This window comes from Pantoea sp. alder81 (assembly GCF_020179835.1).
In the GTDB taxonomy this organism is placed as follows: Bacteria; Pseudomonadota; Gammaproteobacteria; order Enterobacterales; family Enterobacteriaceae; genus Pantoea.
The window spans coordinates 934440-953941 of record NZ_JAIUDA010000001.1; the positions used below are offsets into that span (position 1 = coordinate 934440).

At 54.0% G+C, this 19502-nt stretch carries 16 protein-coding genes; 8 read left to right on the forward strand and 8 right to left on the reverse strand.

Translation table 11 applies throughout. The annotated features are described in order from the left end of the window. The first annotated feature begins 52 nt into the window (after window positions 1–52). Entirely contained in the window at window positions 53–382 is a 330-nt protein-coding gene (locus tag LBW88_RS04445) for a DHCW motif cupin fold protein (RefSeq protein ID WP_045833384.1), read from the forward strand. A gap of 46 nt (window positions 383–428) precedes the next feature. On the opposite strand, the gene LBW88_RS04450 is transcribed toward LBW88_RS04445, so the two are convergent. Both LBW88_RS04450 and LBW88_RS04455 read right to left on the reverse strand, forming a co-directional pair. Next, window positions 429–1679 carry an acid phosphatase gene (locus LBW88_RS04450; RefSeq protein WP_224928224.1) on the reverse strand — a complete coding sequence of 417 codons (1251 nt, stop codon included), beginning with the start codon at window positions 1677–1679 and terminating at the stop codon, window positions 429–431. Between the two features lie 75 nt (window positions 1680–1754). Beyond that, window positions 1755–1994 carry a hypothetical protein gene (locus tag LBW88_RS04455; protein ID WP_224928222.1) on the reverse strand — a complete coding sequence of 80 codons (240 nt, stop codon included), beginning with the start codon at window positions 1992–1994 and terminating at the stop codon, window positions 1755–1757. 251 nt (window positions 1995–2245) lie between these two features. Here LBW88_RS04455 and hpxO point away from each other — a divergent pair, with 251 nt between their 5' ends. After that, window positions 2246–3403, forward strand: a complete 1158-nt coding sequence (gene hpxO / locus LBW88_RS04460; RefSeq protein WP_224928219.1) for an FAD-dependent urate hydroxylase HpxO — start codon at window positions 2246–2248, stop codon at window positions 3401–3403. An 87-nt stretch (window positions 3404–3490) separates the two neighbouring features. Here the strand turns inward: hpxO and dcp are convergent, their stop codons facing one another. From dcp to guaD, 5 genes are all read right to left on the reverse strand, one after another. Continuing rightward, a complete protein-coding gene (gene dcp / locus LBW88_RS04465) occupies window positions 3491–5542 on the reverse strand; it encodes a peptidyl-dipeptidase Dcp (RefSeq protein ID WP_224928216.1) in 2052 nt (683 codons plus the stop codon). Between the two features lie 73 nt (window positions 5543–5615). Continuing rightward, window positions 5616–6398: a xanthine dehydrogenase accessory protein XdhC gene (gene xdhC, locus LBW88_RS04470; RefSeq protein ID WP_224928213.1), complete on the reverse strand. Its 783-nt coding sequence runs from the start codon at window positions 6396–6398 to the stop codon at window positions 5616–5618. Then, entirely contained in the window at window positions 6385–8751 is a 2367-nt protein-coding gene (xdhB, locus tag LBW88_RS04475; RefSeq protein WP_224928210.1) for a xanthine dehydrogenase molybdopterin binding subunit, read from the reverse strand. The genes xdhC and xdhB overlap by 14 nt, the downstream gene beginning before the upstream one ends. Continuing rightward, window positions 8741–10183 (reverse strand): xanthine dehydrogenase small subunit, encoded by a 1443-nt coding sequence (xdhA, locus tag LBW88_RS04480; protein ID WP_224928208.1) that lies wholly within the window; start codon window positions 10181–10183, stop codon window positions 8741–8743. The genes xdhB and xdhA overlap by 11 nt, the downstream gene beginning before the upstream one ends. Continuing rightward, window positions 10180–11508, reverse strand: a complete 1329-nt coding sequence (gene guaD, locus LBW88_RS04485) for a guanine deaminase (RefSeq protein WP_224928205.1) — start codon at window positions 11506–11508, stop codon at window positions 10180–10182. The genes xdhA and guaD overlap by 4 nt, the downstream gene beginning before the upstream one ends. Before the next feature lie 646 nt (window positions 11509–12154). Here guaD and LBW88_RS04490 point away from each other — a divergent pair. From LBW88_RS04490 to ydfG, 4 genes are all read left to right on the forward strand, one after another. After that, a complete protein-coding gene (locus LBW88_RS04490; RefSeq protein ID WP_224928203.1) occupies window positions 12155–13219 on the forward strand; it encodes an alpha/beta fold hydrolase in 1065 nt (354 codons plus the stop codon). Window positions 13220–13337: 118 nt separating this feature from the next. Next, window positions 13338–14957 (forward strand): methyl-accepting chemotaxis protein, encoded by a 1620-nt coding sequence (locus tag LBW88_RS04495; RefSeq protein ID WP_224928200.1) that lies wholly within the window; start codon window positions 13338–13340, stop codon window positions 14955–14957. A 252-nt stretch (window positions 14958–15209) separates the two neighbouring features. Next, complete coding sequence (locus LBW88_RS04500) at window positions 15210–17132, forward strand: methyl-accepting chemotaxis protein (protein WP_224928197.1); 1923 nt, start codon at window positions 15210–15212, stop codon at window positions 17130–17132. A 413-nt stretch (window positions 17133–17545) separates the two neighbouring features. Beyond that, window positions 17546–18292 (forward strand): bifunctional NADP-dependent 3-hydroxy acid dehydrogenase/3-hydroxypropionate dehydrogenase YdfG, encoded by a 747-nt coding sequence (ydfG, locus tag LBW88_RS04505; RefSeq protein WP_224928194.1) that lies wholly within the window; start codon window positions 17546–17548, stop codon window positions 18290–18292. Window positions 18293–18326: 34 nt separating this feature from the next. Here ydfG and LBW88_RS04510 read toward each other — a convergent pair whose 3' ends face one another. Beyond that, window positions 18327–18656, reverse strand: a complete 330-nt coding sequence (locus LBW88_RS04510) for a YnfA family protein (protein ID WP_224928192.1) — start codon at window positions 18654–18656, stop codon at window positions 18327–18329. Window positions 18657–18786: 130 nt separating this feature from the next. Between LBW88_RS04510 and LBW88_RS04515 the strand changes: the two genes are divergently transcribed. Both LBW88_RS04515 and LBW88_RS04520 read left to right on the forward strand, forming a co-directional pair. Beyond that, entirely contained in the window at window positions 18787–19122 is a 336-nt protein-coding gene (locus tag LBW88_RS04515) for a DUF1283 family protein (RefSeq protein ID WP_200577300.1), read from the forward strand. A 52-nt stretch (window positions 19123–19174) separates the two neighbouring features. After that, window positions 19175–19471, forward strand: a complete 297-nt coding sequence (locus LBW88_RS04520) for a DUF1161 domain-containing protein (RefSeq protein WP_224928189.1) — start codon at window positions 19175–19177, stop codon at window positions 19469–19471. The last annotated feature ends 31 nt before the right edge of the window (window positions 19472–19502 follow it).

Genomic DNA, 19502 nt, shown 5'->3' on the forward strand with positions numbered 1-19502 from the left:
TTTTGCCAAACGGTAATGTTGTGCTCTTGTCTATTTCATTAAGGATAGCGTCGTGCAGATCAATCAACTACCGTTTGGCATTACCGACTGGAGCACCCTCGAAACCGAAAAACATCCGGGTGACAGTGGTTTTGCGCTGTGGCGTACTCAGCGCTTTGGCGATATTCGCGTGCGCATGGTGGAATATTCACCGGGCTATCTCGCGGATCACTGGTGCAGCAAAGGTCATATATTGCTGTGTCTGGAAGGAGAGATGATAACCGAACTGGAAGATGGCCGTACCTTCACCCTGACGCCGGGCGTGAGCTATCAGGTCGCCGATAACGCCGAAGCACACCGTTCTTCGACTACGCACGGCGCGAAGTTGTTTATTGTTGATTAGCACTGCGGGCACCGACGTATTACCAACGCCAGTGCCCGCCTCAGCATTACTTCGCCATAGCGTAAGCGGCGGTCAGATCGACGCGTTGCCAGAAGGATTGCTCGGCATTGCCCGACAACGGATAACCGTTTGGCAAGGCCGTTTTCAGCATCAGTTGACGAATCTGCGCATCAGACAGTTTAGGCAGCGCGGTTTTCAGCAGGATTTCTGCGCCCTGCGGCACCTGAACCGGCATGTTTTTCACGTTGGCTTTCGGCAGATTGTAGCTCAGGGTGAAACGGTAGAACTGCTTCAGATCCGGCGCACGGTAAGGATCGTCCTTCCCGGTTGTGCGTGCACATTCCGCCAGTGAGGTACCACACTCTTTTTCCAGCGCGGTGCGCAATTGATCGCGCGCCTCTTTGAACAGCACCTGATAGCGTGCATCGTTCAGGTAAGTCGCCACGTTGCGCTCTGCCACCATACGTGAACCCATCACGTCCAGCGGATAATGCACGCCCAACACCAGACGCGAATATCCATAACGCGCGCCACGGGTGACCAGCGCTTCAAAGCGTTCTGGCACCATTTCAGCCATCAGCAGTGCATCGGTGTAACCGGTATTGGTGTGGCCGCTCGGGAACGAACCGCCGTCCGCGGTATAGCGCACATTGTCTTTCACCACCACATCATCCGGCACCAGATGAATCGTATTGCCTTCATGCAGGAACGGACGCGGATAGTTAAAATGTTTTTTGGCAGCGCTGGTGCTGACTTCACTGGCTTTGATTAGCGCAGCAGCTTTGCTGAGTTCGCCTTTGTCATAAGCCGCGATGAAGGCTTTACCAAGACGCGGCCCCATGGCATCAGACAGGAAATAGAGGGAGCTGATCGCTTCCGCATCCTGTAACGCCTGATGGCGCACATTCTGGGTAGCGTTGAGGTTGATATCGGTCACGGTAGCGCGGCTGGCATTCAACACGCTGTCTGGTAAGGCGCTGAATCCAGACAATAGCGCGATACCGGCTTGCTGATTCTGTTTAACGTTGAAATCGTAACCGCTGCTTTTCAGCCAGGCTTTATCTGCCTGCGTGCTGGTCTGTTTGGCTTTTTCCAGCTGCTCACGTTTCAGTGTCGCGCTGTCACCTTGCAGCCAGGCGCGTTGCGCCTGCAGTGACTGTTGTTCCAGTTGCGTATAGCCTGGCGTTGAACCGGTAGAAGTTTGTGCTGCCAGTGCGGCCGCCTGCGGCAGTGTAGTCGCATGAGCCTGTTGAGCGAGCAGTAAAACCGTTGCAATCAGTGTGTAGCGGGTTTTCATTATTTTCCCCTGTTATCAGAATATTACCTTGCCGGGGAAACACGCTAGCACCCTGTTATGACAGATTTATTTCATTTATCGACACTCGTTCGAACAGTTTTGTACGCAAATTTGTGCGAGCGATCCACAACCACCGCCGTTATCGTTTTTGCACTGTGATTGCTGTACATAGCAATTTTGCTGACAGGAAGAGAGGTCACATTTGGCGGCAATCGGCGTCAGCTGTGCCACCGGCGCTTTCTTTTCAGGCTGCCATTTGGTTTGCGCCAGTGCGCTGGCGCTGAACAGCACCACAAACACCATTATCCACTTCATAGGAAATTCCTCGCGAAAAGGTTCTACATAGTATGGCGTCTACGCAGCCAAATGCCATGTTGGAACCTTTGATTCACCCTTTGGTTTCGCCGCCCTATTGCCGTGCAAATTGTTGCGCGATAACGGTGCAGTGCACGCAACACGCAACCACCGTTAATCATTATGAATCAATGGATTAATCGAAATCACCTTAAGGACAAGCTAATGGTACGAAAGTTGCAGGTGTAAGCAGGTAGACAAAGGAGACAGTAATGAAAGCGATTGTGATTGGAGCAGGTATTGGCGGCATGAGCGCGGCGATTGCGCTGGAGAAAGCGGGTTTCGAGACTGCCGTTTTTGAAGCGGTCAAAGAGATGAAGCCGGTCGGTGCGGCAATCTCTATCTGGCCCAACGGCGTAAAATGCCTGAATGCGCTCGGCATGAAACAGCAACTGCAGGCACTGGGCGGCGATATGGCGTTTATGGCCTATAACGATGCGCACAGTGGCAGCACCCTGACCCGCTTCAGCCTGTCACCGCTGGTGCAGCAGGTGGGCGAATACCCTTATCCGGTCGCTCGCGCCGAGTTACAGGCGATGCTGATCGAAACCTACGGTCGCTCGCGTATTCAGTTTGGTAAACGCGTGACCAGCGTCGAGCAAAGTGCCACGGGCGTTACCGCCTGGTTTGATGATGGCAGCCAGGCCGAAGGAGATTTTCTGATTGCTGCCGACGGCACGCATTCCGTGATCCGCCACTATGTGCTGGGTGAGAATGTTGAACGACGCTATGCCGGTTACGTTAACTGGAACGGCTTAGTGACCATCGACGAAAGCATTGCCCCTGCCGATCAGTGGACAACCTTTGTCGGTGAAGGCAAGCGCGTGTCTTTAATGCCGGTTAGCGGCAACCGCTTTTACTTCTTCTTTGACGTGCCTTTGCCCAAAGGGTTAGCGGAAGATCGTTCCACCCTTCGCCAGGATCTGAGAAATTACTTCACCGGCTGGGCCGATCCGGTGCAGCGCCTGATTGACAGCATCAACCCAGAGACCACCAATCGTGTTGAAATTCACGACATTGAACCGTTTAACCGTTTCGTCAAAGGTCGCGTGGCCTTATTAGGCGATGCAGCACACAGCACCACTCCGGATATCGGCCAGGGCGGTTGTGCGGCGATGGAGGATGCGGTGGTGCTGGCGCAAACGCTGGCCTCGCACTCGCTGGGAATCGAAGATGGGTTGCTGCGCTACGAGGCGCGCCGCGTGGAACGCACTAAAGATTTGGTGCTGAAAGCACGTAAACGTTGCGACGTGACGCATGCCAAAGATGCTGAAATCACCGCTGCGTGGTACGCCGATTTGAAAAACGAAACCGGCGAGCGAGTGCTGGCCGGCATGTGCGACACCATTGAAGGTGGGCCGCTGGGTTAACGCCAGGGCGCACCGCTGGAATGACTCCATACTCGTTGAAACGGTGTCCAACTGTCGGGGTTCACTTCACGCCGTGCGCCCTGCTTATCACGCCTCTTCTAAACCGCGATTCTTCAGCATTGGTCCAATCTCCGGTGCTTTGCCGCGCCACGCCAGCCACAGATGTTGCAAATCGCTGCTGTTACCGCGTGAAAGAATATGATCGCGGAACTGCTGGCCATTCTCACGGCTCAACCCACCACGTTCAACAAAGGCCTGATAACCATCATCGGCCAACATCTGCGTCCAGATATAGGCGTAATAACCGGCTGCATAACCGCCGCCCCAGATATGGCGGAAATAGGTGGAGCGATAACGCGGTGGGACGGTGGTTAAAGCAATGTTCTCTGCCGCCAGCGCCTGTAGTTCAAAGTGGCTGACATCCTGCGGGTTGTCATGCGTGGTCAGTGAATGCCATTGCAGATCCAGCAAGGCTGCTGCCAGCAGTTCGGTCATGTCGTAACCCTTGTTGAACTTAGACGCGCTGACCATCTTCTCGCGCAGTTCAACGGGCATCGCCTCACCGCTCTGATAATGGCGGGCATAGTTGGCAAACACTGCTTCATCGCTGGCCCAGTGCTCGTTAATCTGCGAAGGAAACTCTACGAAGTCACGCGGCGTAGCGGTACCGGACAGGCTCGGATAACGCTGGGTGGCAAACAGACCGTGCAGTGCATGGCCGAATTCGTGGAACAGCGTAATGACCTCATCCCAGCTCAGTAACGCGGGTTGCCCGGCCTGCGGTTTGGTGTAGTTGCAGACGTTGTAAATCACCGGCTTGGTGCCAAGCAGCGTGGTCTGATCAACGAAGTTGCTCATCCAGGCGCCGCCGCTTTTGTTATCCCGCTTGTAGAGATCGGTATAAAACAGCGCCAGCGGCGTATCGTCAGCATCAAAGATTTCATAAACATTGACGTCCGGATGATACACCGGCAGATCGTGGCGCTGCTGGAAGCGGATACCAAACAGCTGGCTGGCAGACCAGAACACGCCCTTTTCCAGCACATTATTCAGCTCAAAGTACGGGCGGATTTGGCTCTCATCTAAGGCGTATTTCTCTTTTCTCACTTGTTCAGCGTAGAAGTTCCAGTCCCATGCGCGCAGCGGGAAATGGTGGTGCTGCTGTTCAATGATCTGCTGAATGTCTGAGGCTTCTCGCTCCGCGCGTGCACGCGCGGCCGGAACGATATTACGCATAAACGCAAAGGCAGCATCCGGCGTTTTCGCCATCTGGTCCTGCATGCTCCACTCGGCGTAGGTATTGAAACCGAGCAGCTTTGCCTGCTCTGCGCGCAGCTGTGCCATGCGTAATACAATCGCGCGCGTATCGTTGTCATCGCCCTGTTCGCTGCGCGTGAGTGCCTGATTGAACAGCGCTTCACGCGTGGCGCGTACTTCCAGAGACTGCAATGCGGGCTGTTGCGTGGTGTTCTGTAACGGCAGTAGCCATTCGCCGTGCAATCCACGCGCTTCCGCCGCGGCTTTGGCATGCGCTAACTCTTCTTCACTCAATCCCGCCAGCGCCGCCACACTGCTCACCGTATACGCACCTGCTTTAGTCGCCGCCAGCAGCTTGTTGCCAAAACGTGTACTCAGCGTGGCGAGTTCCTGATTACAGGCACGAAGTTGGTCTTTATCGGCATCGCTCAGACTGGCGCCGGCTAGCTGGAAGTGCTGCCAGGTCACTTCCACCAGGCGCATTGCCTCCGCATCCGGACAGGCTGAGCCGCGATGCTGGTAAACGCTGTCGAGGCGGGCAAACAGCTGGCTGTTGAGATGGATTTCATCACTTAGCGCCGTGAGTTTAGGCGTGATCAGCTCGTCAACTTCCTGCAACACATCACTGGTGTTCGCCGATGTCATGGCACCGAACACCAGGTTGACGCGGCTCAGCAGCTGTCCGCTGCGCTCCAAAGCTTCATAAGTGTTGGCGAACGTGGCAGGTTCAGGATTGTTGGCGATGGCGGCAATTTCCTGACGCTTCTCTTCAATACCCGCTTCAAGCGCCGGAAGAAAATCGGCTTCCTGAATCAGGTCAAACTGCGGAGTTTGATATGGCAATGAACTGACGGTGAAAAACGGATTGGCTCGTGAAGTCATTATCGCTCCTGATAATCAGCAACGCCGCAACCGGTGCGGCGGGATGTTTCTATCCTGGCAGTTTCAACGCCACTCAACAACCGCTCTGCTGGTGCTGATACACGCTGATGATTTCGCCCGCCACCGCCACGGCAATCTCCGCCGGCAATTTGCCTTTCACATCCGGCAGGCCGAGCGGGCAGCGCAGTCGCGCCAGTGCATCCGCAGCAATGCCTTTGCCCTCCAGACGATAGCGAAAGCGCTGGGCTTTGGTAGCCGAACCGATCACGCCGGCATAGCGAAAATCACCGCGCCGTAAAATGGCTTCGCTTAGCGCCAAATCGAGCGGATGATCGTGGGTCATCACGATGAAATAGCTGTCCGGCGCGGCCTCTCTGACGCAATCGATCGGATCCTCCACCTGGCGCACGGTGACGCCCGGGGGTACATGGCGAAACTGGGCGGCGCGGCTGTCAATCCAGGTAATGTGACAGGGTAACGTAGCCAGCAGATTCACCAGCGCCTGCCCAACGTGGCCCGCGCCGTACAGCTGGATTTCAGGCTGCTGCTGCATCAGCGGTTCAAACAGCAGCGTGGCATGCCCGCCGCAGCACTGGCCAAGGCGCGCGGCCAGCGCAAACTCTTCGCTGCGCGGCTCCAGACAACGCTGTGCCAGCATGTCGCGCGCCAGCGCAATGCACTGATATTCCAGATGGCCGCCGCCAATGGTGAGATAAGTTTCGCTGGCGCTGACCACCATTTTACTGCCGCGATCGCGCGGGACCGAGCCGCGCTGGCTTAGCACGGTGACTAAAACGCAGCTCTCACGTTTCTCACGCAAACTGTGCAATACAGCGATCCAGTCATGATAAATCATCATCCGCTCCTGAGAGGCGCTGCACGCCCCAGAAAACGCGCTCGGGCGTGGCGGGTGCATCCAACTGCGGATGGCGGCGATAATTATCCACGCTGGCAACCGCATCCTGTAATGCACACCACACCGCAATGCCCAGCATAAACGGCGGTTCACCCACTGCTTTGGAGTGGAACACCGTGTCCTGAGGATTTTTGCGATTTTCAACCAGCGTGACGCGCAGATCATGGGGGACATCGCTGATGGCGGGAATCTTGTAACTCGCCGGGCCGTCCGTCAGCAGCTTGCCCTGATCGTTCCACACCAGCTCTTCGCAGGTTAACCAGCCCATGCCCTGCACGAAACCGCCCTCCACTTGCCCAATATCCAGCGCCGGATTGAGCGAGGCGCCAACGTCATGCAGGATATCCGCGCGCAGCAAACGGTATTCGCCGGTTAGGGTATCCATCAGCACTTCACAGCACGCTGCGCCATAAGCGAAGTAATAGAAGGGTTTACCGCGTCCGGCGTTGCGGTCGTAATGGATGCCTGGCACTTTGTAAAATCCGGTGGCGGATAAGGGCACCTGATTCAGCCACGCCTGCTGCGCCACCTGCGCAAAGGTGAAGTGCTGTTCGCCGACGCGCACAATGCCATTGCTAAAGGAGACGACGTCGGCCGTACAGTGGTGCTGCTGACACAGCATTTCCGTCATGCGGTCGCGCAATATCTGCGCGGCGTTCTGCGCCGCTTTGCCGTTGAGATCGGCCCCGCTGGAGGCCGCAGTGGGTGAGGTGTTCGGCACTTTTCCGGTGTCGGTTGCCGTGACCTGAATCTGGCTGATATCGATTTGCAGCACTTCCGCCACAATCTGCGCCACTTTGGTATTCAATCCCTGGCCCATTTCGGTGCCGCCGTGATTGAGCTGCACCGTGCCATCGGTGTAGATCAAAATTAAGGCACCGGCCTGATTGAGGAAGCTGGAGGTAAAGGAGATACCAAACTTCACCGGCGTTAAGGCCAGACCGCGTTTCATAAAACGGTTGCTGGCGTTAAACGCCGTGATGTCCGCACGGCGCGTGGCGTAATCGCTGCTGGCTTCCAGCTGCTCCGTCATCTCCATCAGCAAATTATCTTCCACCTGCTGATGGTAATGGGTGATGTTGCGATCCTGCTTGCCGTAATAGTTTCGCTTACGCAGTTCGAGCGGATCCAGTCCGCGCTCGCGGGCAATGTGATCCATAATCTGCTCAATCGCCACCATGCCCTGAGGCCCGCCAAATCCGCGATAGGCGGTGTTAGACGCGGTGTGCGTGCGGCAGCGATAACCAGTGATCAGCGCATCGCCGAGGTAATAGGCATTATCGGCGTGAAACATCGCACGATCGACAATCGATCCGCTGAGATCGAGTGAGTAACCGCAGTTACCCGCCAGATCGATTTTGACGCCACAGAAGCGGCCATCCTCATCAAAACCGACATCGTAACGAACAAAGAAGGGATGGCGCTTGCCGGTGTTACGCATATCATCGCGTCGCGCCAGCCGCATTTTTGCCGGACGGCGCGTTTGTCGCGCGGCAATCGCACACAGGCAGGCCACACCCGCAGCCTGCGTCTCTTTACCACCAAACCCGCCGCCCATCCGCCGCATATCAATGGTGACTTTGTTCATGGTGATGTCCATCACTTCGGCCACCAATTTCTGCACTTCCGTTGGGTTTTGCGTCGAGGAGAAAACCTGCAGGCTGTCATCTTCGCCTGGAATCACTAACGCGGTTTGGGTTTCCAGATAGAAGTGCTCCTGACCGCCAATATGGAATTCACCCTTAATACGATGCGGCGCACGCGCCAGCGCCGCTTCGGCATCACCCCGTTGATGCACATGCGGTTGCTGCACAAAGTGACGCTGCTCCAGTGCGTCACGCACATCCAGAATCGCCGGCAGCGGCTGGTATTCAATGATGGCGGCGGCGGCACCGGCACGCGCGGCTTCAGGTGAATCCGCTGCCACCACAATCACCATCTGCCCGAGATACTCCACGGTATCCTGAGCCAGTAGAGGGTCACCCGGCTCAAGCGGGCCGACATCATTCAGGCCTGGCACATCGCGCCAGGTCAGTACAGTCACCACGCCGGGCACGGCGTAGCAAGGCTGCACATCGACATGTGTGATCCGTGCATGCGCATGCTCACTGAGACGCGGGCAAAGATGCAGCAGGCCAGGCAGATCCGGCCGGTCATCAATGTAGATCGCCTCGCCCGTGACATGTTTATCGGCACTTTCATGTTTCTGACTGCGGCCCACGCCGGTTTTCATTTCGCTGGCGAACTGGCTCTTTAACAGCGTTTCGCTGAGTTCGGGTCGGTTATGAGACATAGCGCGCCACCTCTGTGATGGTCAGTTCGCCACAGGTTTGCGCGTAGTAACGACGAAGCAGATTGCGTGCCACCTGCAAGCGGTAGTCGGCGCTGGCGCGGAAATCGCTTAACGGCTGAAAGTCCTGGCTGAGCGCCGCGCAGGCTTGCTCAATAGTGGTTTGATTCAGCGGCTGGCCGATGAGGACGTCCTCGGCTGCGCTTGCCCGTTTTGGCGTAGCGGCCATGCCGCCAAATGCCAGTCGTGCCTGCACCACCACGCCATCTTTAAGCTGAATATTGATGGCGATAAACACCGCCGAAATATCGTCGTCTAAACGTTTAGCCACTTTCCAGGCCACAAAATAAGGTGACATCGTCACTTTAGGTATCACAATGGTGCGGATAAATTCACCTGCCTGCAATACCGTTTGCCGATAGCCGGTGAAGAACTGATCCAGTGGTACTTCACGTGTGCTTTCCCCTTGCTGCAACACCAGCCGCGCATTGAGCGCCAGTAGCATCGGCGCACAATCACCGATCGGCGAAGCATTGCCGATATTGCCGCCGAGCGTACCCTGATTGCGGATCTGCAATGACGCAAAGCGCTCCAGTGTGGCACTGAAGGCAGGAATTCTCGCCGCCAGGAAGTGATAGCAATGGTGAAGCGGTGCAGCGGCGCCAAGGTGAATTTCCTGCTCATCTTCAGAACAGATGCTTAACGCCTTTACCTGCTCCAGCGCGATTAATAACGGTAAACGTTGATACTGCTGGGTAATTAGCAGAGTGAGATCGGTACCGCCGGCCAGCAGTTGCGCTTCCGGATACTGCTGATATAGTGCCGCTAGCTGAGCCAGCGTTTTCGGGATGAAACAGCGACTGCCATTGGCTTCGAGCATTTGCACTTCCCGGTTATTCAACGCTTGTAAGCGCTGTACCAGTGCCGGCTCATCCGCCATAAAGTTATCTTCTAAGGGTTGCGCACAGGCTTGCTGTGCGGCGGCCATAATTGGCCGGTAGCCCGTGCAGCGACACAAATTGCCCGCTAAGGCTTGTTCAGCCTGCTGCTGATTCCAGCCCTGCGTATTTTTTTGCAGGGTAAAGAGCGACATGACAAAGCCAGGCGTGCAGTAGCCGCACTGTGAACCGTGACAATCCACCATCGCCTGCTGCGCGCTGTGCAGTTCGCGGCCCTGTTTCAAATCCTCCACGGTGATCAGCTGTTTGCCTTGTAAGCTGCTGACCAGCGTCAGGCAACTGTTGATGGCCTGATACTGCATACGCCCCGCCACCACTTTTCCCAGCGTCACCGTACACGCACCGCAGTCACCTGACGCGCAGCCCTCTTTGGTTCCCCGCCGCTGTTGATGGCTGCGCAGATAGTTAAGTACGGTCAGATTCGGGTCTAAGGCCGTTTCAGTGACCAGCCGATTATTCAACAGAAACTGGATCATACCGTTGCCTCTTCTCGATCGCGCTGCCACACCGGTTTGCCACTGACCCATGTTTGCGCAATGTTGCGGTCGTCTCCCAGCGTCATCATCACAAACAAGCGTTCCCAGATATCTTTGCTGTTGGCACTCCGCAGCTTTTGCAGCGGTGAAACCGCCGGGTCAATCACCACGAAATCCGCCTCTTTACCGGGATTAAAGTTGCCAATTTTATCGTCGATATCCAGTGCATGCGCGCCACCCAGCGTCGCGTGGTAAAAGGCTTCACTGGCGCTGAGTTTGTACTGCTGCAACTGCCCGACTTTGTACGCTTCACCCAGCGTTTGCAGCATATTAAAGGTGGTGCCTGCGCCGACATCGGTGCCGATGCCCATGCGTACGCCCTGCTGCCAGCAGCGCTTAATGTTGAACAGGCCACTGCCGAGGAACAGATTCGACGTCGGACAAAAGGCGATGGAGGAATCAGTGTCGTGCAGGCATTGCCATTCGTTCTCTTCCAGATGCAGGCAGTGCGCAAAGACGCTGCGCTTACCGGTAAGTTGATGATGGTGGTAAACATCGAGATAGCCGTCCCGCTCTGGGAACAGTGATTTGACCCAGGCGATCTCCTGCTGGTTTTCGCTCAGATGGGTATGCAACCAGGTATCCGGAAACTCTTCACGCAGTTGACGAACTTTCTCCAGCAGTTCTGGCGAGGAGGTTGGTGCGAAACGTGGCGTCAATGCATAGCTCAGGCGCCCACGCTGGTGCCAGCGTTCAATCAGTTCACGTGTGTCCTGATAACTCTCTTCCGGCGTTTCAGTCAGATACTCCGGTGCATTGCGGTCCATCATCACCTTTCCGGCAATCAGACGCATATCCAGCTGTTGCGCGGCCTGGAACAGCGCATCCACCGATTGTTTATGCACAGTGCCAAACACCAGCGCCGTGGTGGTGCCGTTAGATAACAGCTGTTGCAGGAAGAAGGCCGACATCTGCGCGGCGTGATCCGGGCAGTGATACTGGCTCTCGACCGGGAAAGTATATTGGTTCAGCCACTCCAGCAGCTGTTCGCCAAATGCGCCAATCATCTCTGTTTGCGGGTAATGAATATGCGTATCAACAAAACCCGGCACGATGAGCTTGCCGCGCAGATCGATTACCCTGGCGGTATCAGTGCGCCCTTCTGCAATCTCCCAGCTTTCAAGCGACACCACCTTACCCTCGCGAAGCGTCAGCAAGCCGTCTTCGAGGTAGCGCGCATGCGCAGCGATATCATCGGGCTGAGAGGCCAGTGCGGTGAAATCAAAAAAGCTGGCGCGTAGCAGCGTTTCAGAGGCGTGAGGCATAACGGTTCCTTGAGAAGTAAAATTGCGATGAGTTGCCTTCAAGGTATATTGCAAACGCTATGCCAATAAGGAATTGTAATAATATGATTATATATCAATGATTTAACAACGCTTCATTCAATTTCAAGTCACTTTGGAACCGCAATCGAATGCGCAATCGGTTGCCAGAATTAGCAACCGATTGCATGGGATAAAAATCGTGTCATGAATAAGATGTCTGAGGAAACGGGCCCAATGACAACACGATCTGTGCGTCATTTAAGTGCAGCGCCGCACGCTTGCAGTGCACAGATTTTATTTTCAGGAAGATTCCGCTGTGGTAGAGGATGGATTGTGATGTGCTGATAAGCGCTGGTGTTGTAAAGCAAGGATTGTGGTGTGTTGAGAAGCGCTGATAGTGAAAACAAATAAAGCGGAATACGATGAGAAAGATGAAATAAGGGAATTAATACAGAAATGTTAAACATCGCTCTGGCATACGGATGTATTAGCATAAGAAAAACCGCATAAAAATCGTCTTGTTAAAACCCAAAAAAGAAGATTATTGTCTGCTTTTCCTTAAATGCCGTTGATATTAATTGGGATTTATCTCTATTAAAACTAATATCAGCCCTCCAGGGTACCCAATCACTTAAGAGCGACGTTTATGTTTAATCGCATGATATCAGGAGTGGCCAGTGCCATTCTGTTAACTTTATCACCTTTAACGCACGCAGCCAGCTCATTACCCACGCCGACAGAAGCCGACTGGACCGCTAAAGAATTTAGCTTTAATAGCGGTGAAAAACTTAAAGATGTGCGCATCCATTACATTACTTTAGGTGATAAGAATAAACCAGCGGTATTATTACTGCACGGAACCAATCAGCCTCTCAGCGCATTGCTGGCACCAGGATTTGCCGGAGAATTATTTGGCCCGGGACAGGCATTGGATGCCAGCAAATATTTCATTATCATCCCAGAAGGGATTGGTTCCGGTAAATCATCCAAACCTTCCGATGGCATGAAAATGGCATTCCCGCATTACGATTATGACGATATGGTGACGGCACAATATCGGCTGATCAAAGAAGGTTTGGGCATTTCGCATTTACGCCTGGTGATGGGATATTCCATGAGCGGCATGCAAACGTGGCTGTGGGGTGAAAAATATCCCGGCATGATGGATGCACTGGTCCCGATGGCATCGCAGCCGAATGAGTTATCCGGCCGCAACTGGATGCTCCGCCGCATGCTGATTGAATCGATCAAAGGCGATCCGGCCTGGGCTGAAGGCAATTATCAGCAGCAACCCCCTACTCTGAAAACCACCAATATCATGTTCAGTATTGCGACCACCGGCGGCACGCTGGCTTATCAGCACAAAGCCCCGACGCGAGCACTGGCGGATAAACTGGTGGATGCACGTCTTGCTGCGCCTGTCACCGCGGATGCCAACGATTTCATTTATATCTGGGGTTCATCGGCAAATTATAATGCCATGCCTGGATTAAGCCGTATTACCGCACCGATGTTGATCATTAATTCAGCAGATGACGAGCGTAATCCGGTTGAAACCGGCATTTTGCAGAGTGAATTACCTCAGATAAAGAAAGCGGAATTACTGCTTATTCCTGCCAGTGCTGAAACCAGCGGCCACGGCACCATGATGCAAGCAAAGTTTTATAATAAAAAACTGCAGACATTCTTAGCCGAGACCGCTAAGCCTTAGTATTTGGGTTAAATCCGCCTGTTGACGGGAAGTCACACTCATGACTTCCCCTTTTAATAAAAAATTCATTGTTACTACACCTTCATCTTTTTCAATTAAACGTTCTCAGGGAATAGTTATGTTTCGTAGAATAAAGATCCGTACAGCTCTCAGCATGATGGTTTTTTCATTAACGGCCTTATTGCTTTTTGTCGGTATTTTAGGGCTATTTGCCGTTCAGTCCGGCAATAAATCCTTTGCCACCGTCGATACAGAAGTCTTGCCGGGCCTGGTGGCGCTCAATGAAAGTTCAGAACTCTTATTACGCGGACGACTGGATTTACGTTTATATGAATCACTGGTGGGCAGTGGCGATGCCGAAAAAGCCAAAGTCGCGCTGGAGCGCGCCAGAGGCAAAATAGATAACGCCAGTGCTAAATGGCAGGAATACCTGAAATATCCGCAATCCCCGGCGGAGAAGCCAATTGCTGCTGAAATGGCAACGACGCGCGATGCGCTGATGAAGGAATTTATCGACCCGGCCTTTGCCGCGCTCGAAGCAGGCAAACTGGATGAGTATCGCCAGCGTGCAGGGAAATCCACGGCGTTATACGGTGCCTTTGATAAAGCCTCTAAAGCGCTGGTGGCATTCAAAATCAAAAGTATTGATGTCGCCTACAGCGACTCCAGCGATCGGGTTCAGCGTATGGAGTTCACGCTGTACTTTTGTATCGCTTGTGCGCTGGTGCTGGCCGGACTGGCCTGGTCGGTGATGACCAATCTTATCGTTAAGCCGCTCAATCATGTGATTAACGTGTTCGATCGCATCGCCGAGGGAGATCTGCGTGCGCGCATCGATATCTCCGGTAAAAACGAGATTGCGCAATTGTTTGCCGCTGTCCAGCGTATGCGCGATGGTCTGGCGAACATGGTGCTGATGGTACGCAATGGCACCGATGCGATCGGTTCCGGCGTAGAAGAGATCGCCACCGGTAATATCGATCTTTCCAGCCGTACCGAGCAGCAGGCTGCCTCGCTGGATGAGACGGCATCCAGCATGGAGCAGATCATGGCGACAGTGAAAAATAACGAGGACAATACGCGCAAGGCTAACGCCCTGTCGCAGAAGGCCTCCGATTCAGCCTCACGTGGCGCAACGGTGGTGTCTGAAGTGGTCACCACCATGAGTTCCATTGAGAAAAGCTCGGCAAAAATCGGCGACATCGTCGGTGTGATTGACGGCATTGCCTTCCAGACTAATCTGCTGGCCTTGAACGCAGCGGTTGAAGCCGCGCGCGCCGGTGAGGCGGGACGTGGTTTTGCGGTGGTTGCCTCCGAAGTTCGGGTGCTGGCACAGCGCAGCGCCACTGCCGCGAAGGAAATTGGCCTGATGATCAATGACTCGCTCAGTAATATTGAGCAGGGTTCGGGGTTGGTGAAAGATGCTGGCGTGACCATGAATGAAGTGATGCTCGATGTGAAGAAAGTGGTCGATATTATGGATGAAGTGATGCTGGCCTCTGGCGAGCAGACGCGCGGCATCTCACAGATCAATATCGCTATCCAGCAGATGGATGGTGTGACGCAGCAGAATGCTTCTCTCGTTGCAGAAGTCGCTACCGCAGCAGGTTCTCTGCAACAGCAAGTGGTGAATTTGCAGCAGTCGGTGACGCAGTTCCAGGTTGATGAGGACGCGATGCCATTGGCCACGGGCCGTTATACCGACTCACATCAGCTGTCCCTCATCGCGTTAAATTAAGCGGTATCAGCGAGTGCATTCTGGCGCTCGCTTCATTAAGTAAAGTGTGCCCGTCTCTCTTTATCAGGATAACGGGCCCGCAATCTCCCTTCCCCTTATTGACTTAACACTCTTTCACCGCGCAATCGTTTCCCTACAGTTTTAGATGGGGTTACCGATAACGGAATACGTATTCGATATTTTCAGTGACGCAGGACGCATTCTGGAAAAAAACAAACCTCTAATGTGATCCAGTTGGGTGGAAGGTCAATCATGTTTAAAACAATACGCTCGCGTTTAATCGCTATCAGCGTGGTCATTACGGCAGTATCCCTTATCGCACTTGCCACTTTTACCTACACCACCGTGCGTGGAAAGACACTTGAGAGCATTGATGAGCGCATTGGCCAGCTCTCCCGCGTTCATGCGGCTGAACTGGCTGGCTGGGCAGCCGAGAAACAACGTATCACCGGTTCGATCAAAACGGCTTTTGGTCGTCATGACGATGCGGTCCCTTTTCTGCGTGCTGCGATCGAAGCTGGCGAGTTTGATGATGCCTACATCGTCTATCCTGAGCCTCATTCGCATGTATTCGTTCACCCTATGCCAGCCACTTATGATGGCAGCCAGCGTCCGTGGTATCTGGAAACGGTGAAAGCTGGCCAGCCAGTGTTACTGGACCCCTATGTCGATGCCTCAACGGGCAAACTGACCATTACTTTTGCTCAGCCGATTGTCGAAAACGGGAAAACATTGGGTGTGATCGGCAGCGATCTGCATCTGGATACCGTCTCAAATACGGTGAATGCGATTCATCCGCTTGAGAAGAGTTTTGCCTTCCTGGTGGACAGCAGCGGTAAATTGATCGCCGCGCCGAAGTCAGACCTTATTCTCAAGCCGGTCACTGAGCTCTCACCTTCCCTCGACCTCAAGGTCATCCAAAATCTGGCCAGTCAGGGTGGGCATGCTGAACTGACCATCGGCGGTGAACAGCAGTTCGTTTATGCCTCTCCGGTAAAAGGGACGCCATGGTCACTGGTGATTGCCGTTGACCGTAATGAAGTGACTGCATCACTGACGACTTTGCAACGGGAAAGTATCCTCATTACCCTGGTGAGTCTGATTATTACCGCGCTGATTGCCGGGCTGGTGTTTAATCAGCAGTTGCGTCGCCTCGCCATTTTGCGAGATGCACTGGAAGACGTTGCCTCCGGGGAAGGTGATCTGACCCGCCGCCTGGATGTTCGTGGCGGAGATGAGCTGGCCCAGATATCAGCGGCGTTCAACCGTTTTGTTGGAAAACTTTCGGACGTGCTTCTGCGCGTGCGTGAAGGGGCTAACAACATCGCGCTCGCCTCCAGTGAAATCAGTGGAGGCAACAATGACCTGGCCTCTCGTACCGATGAACAGGCAGCAAGCCTGGAGGAAACGGCCGCCACGTTAGAAGAGTTGACTTCAACGCTAAGCAATACCGCCAGTAATACTGAGCAGGCGCGCCAGTTTGTCAGCGGCGTGGCCTCCGCGGTCAGAGACAACGGTGCCGTAATGAACGATGTTTCCTCACGTATTCAGGAAATTTCGAACGATTCGAAGAAGATGTCCGAAATTATTAAAGTGATTGACGGCATTGCCTTCCAGACCAATATTCTGGCGCTGAATGCCGCTGTTGAGGCTGCACGTGCAGGCGAGTCCGGCAGAGGCTTCGCGGTGGTCGCTAGCGAAGTGCGAAGTCTGGCACAGCGCAGTGCGGGTGCCGCGCGCGAGATTAAAACACTGATTGATGACACAGTTGCACGCGTGACGTCAGGCAGGGAATTGGTCGTGAAAGCCGATCACGGGATGACCAGTATTGTGTCTGATATCCACAATATGACGCAGCTAATTGAAGAAATTGCCCATGCCAGCCGCGAGCAAAGCGATGGTATTGGTCAAATCAATATCGCGATGGGGCAAATTGACACCACAACGCAGCAGAATGCGGCGCTGGTTGAAGAGTCCGCCAGTGCGGCCCAGTCCATGTCAGAGCAGGCCGCTGTGATGGCCGAACTGGTCAGCACCTTTAAATTGATGGGCGCTGATGCCATGACACCCAAATCTGTGAGTCATGTGAAAAAGCCGGTCCTCTCACCGCTAAAATCCCGTGCAGCGCTGGCTACAGCGGGAACTTCCCCGGAGGATAACTGGAGTTCTTTCTGATTCACTGAGCCAAAACAGGCGCCGGGTATCGCGGTGATATGCTGCGATGCCCGGTTTGCTTTCCTTAATTAAGAGGAAACAAAAGGCCGAATCCGCTCATCAACTTAACACCCCCTCAGCGCCAGCCAAATGGCACCATGACGTTATCGTGAGTGCATGTTAGATGCCCTCCGCAGATGCTAATCCCACATTTATCGCAACGCAGATGGGCGATGAGAATGCTCAGATGGTTTATGATGTCCAGGGTTCATGGATTGGAGAGCCGAGCGACAGCCGGGTAAATTGGCTGCACCAGGCGCTCGCAGGCTGATAGCGCTTGCCCCTCTCATGCCCTTTTTAGAGTTTCATTGTTGGTTTTTAAATTTAAAATCAATTGGTTAACATTGACGTACAATTGTTTAAGGAACAGTGAGATGATTATTTTTGTCACTGGCGCTACCGCCGGTTTTGGTCAAAGCATCACCCGTCGCTTCATCGCAAATGGCCATAAAGTGATTGCCAGCGGACGTCGTGCTGAGCGTCTGAAAGAGTTGAAAGATGAGCTGGGTGACAATCTTTACACCGTTCAGCTGGATGTGCGTAATCGTGCCGCTATCGATGAAGCTATTGCCGGGCTGCCGGCAGAGTGGCGTGATATCGATGTGCTGGTGAATAACGCCGGTCTGGCATTAGGGGTTGAGCCTGCGCATAAAGCCAATATTGAAGACTGGGAAAACATGATCGACACCAACAACAAAGGGTTGGTGTACATGACGCGTGCGGTTCTGCCTGCCATGGTGGAGCGCAACATCGGTCATATCGTCAATATCGGTTCCATTGCAGGCAGCTGGCCTTATCAGGGCGGCAACGTCTATGGCGCGACTAAAGCGTTCGTGCGTCAGTTCAGCCTGAATCTGCGTACCGATTTGCACGGCACCGCACTGCGCGTGACCGATATCGAACCGGGCTTAGTGGGCGGCACCGAGTTTTCTAACGTGCGCTTCAAAGGCGATGATGGCCGCGCAGATGCCGTTTACGAAGGCACCACCGCGCTGACCGCAGAAGATGTCACTGAAGCGGTGTATTGGGTCACGACGCTGCCTAAACACGTCAATATTAATACGCTGGAAATCATGCCGGTCGCCCAGACACTGGCGGGTCTGAAAGTGCATAAAGGCTGATTGATGTTACGGGCGCACAGGCTGCGCCCTTCGTTTATGCCCGGCCCCAACCAGCAACAATAATTAACATCCCGCTAAACGCCACCAGCGCGCCGATCCAATCCCACGCACTGAGCTTGACGCCATCCACCACGCGCAGCCAAATCAACGCCGTCACCACATAGACACCGCCGTAAGCCGCATATACGCGACCACTCGCTGCCGGGTGCAGCGTCAGCAACCAGACAAACAGCGCCAGACTCGCTGCTGCAGGCAATAGTAGCCACGCGGTCATGCCCTTCTTCAGCCACAGCCACGGCAGGAAACAGCCAACAATTTCGGCAATCGCAGTCAAAAAAAACAGTAAAGTGGTTTTCACCAGCATAGAAAATCTCTCTCTCGCCTAAACAAAAGGCTCACCGCTGGTGAGCAAAGTTGCAGCGATGATATACTAGCCCTCATGGTTGTGACAGCCGGGTTTCTGGCTGTGCTGGTGTTAACTAAAGGAAATCACAATGAAAAACCTGTTTTCTCTCCTGCTGACTGTGGCGTTAACCGCCGGTGCGCTGCTGACCGCTCCGCTGGCATCGGCCCAAACCGACCGCCTGATCATCGAAAATGGCAATAGTGCTTCCAGCAACGAAGCCGCGCGCCAAAGCAAAGAACAGTGGAACGACACGAAAAACCTGCGCAATAAAGTGAATACGCGCGTTGAGAAAGAGTTCGATAAAACCGATAAGGCTTTTGACACCCGTGATAGCTGCGAAAAGAGCTATAACGTCAATGCGTATTGGGAACCGAACACCCTGCGCTGCCTGGATCGTCGTACCGGTCGTACGGTCGCACCTTAATTCGCTGTTGCTGCTATAGTTTTCAAGGGAATTCAGAACCAAGGAGAGTGTGATGAAAAAACGTAATGCAGTGATGTTGATGGCAATGTTGGCGTTGCCGGTGCTGGCGCAGGCTTCCTGTGAAAGCGTCAAAGCGGATATCAGCAAGAAAATCGTCAGTAACGGCGTGGCCGAATCAGACTTCACGCTGGATATCGTGCCTAACGATCAGGCCGATCAAGCTGGCGGTCAGGTGGTGGGTCACTGCGAAAATGACAGCCAGAAAATCGTATATAAGAAAAACGGTCGCGACAGTGAGAGTGATGTCCCGGCAAGCGCAGGAAGTTCACAGGATGCTCCCGCGCAGTAATACTGAAGGGGCGGCTGATGGCCGCCCTTTT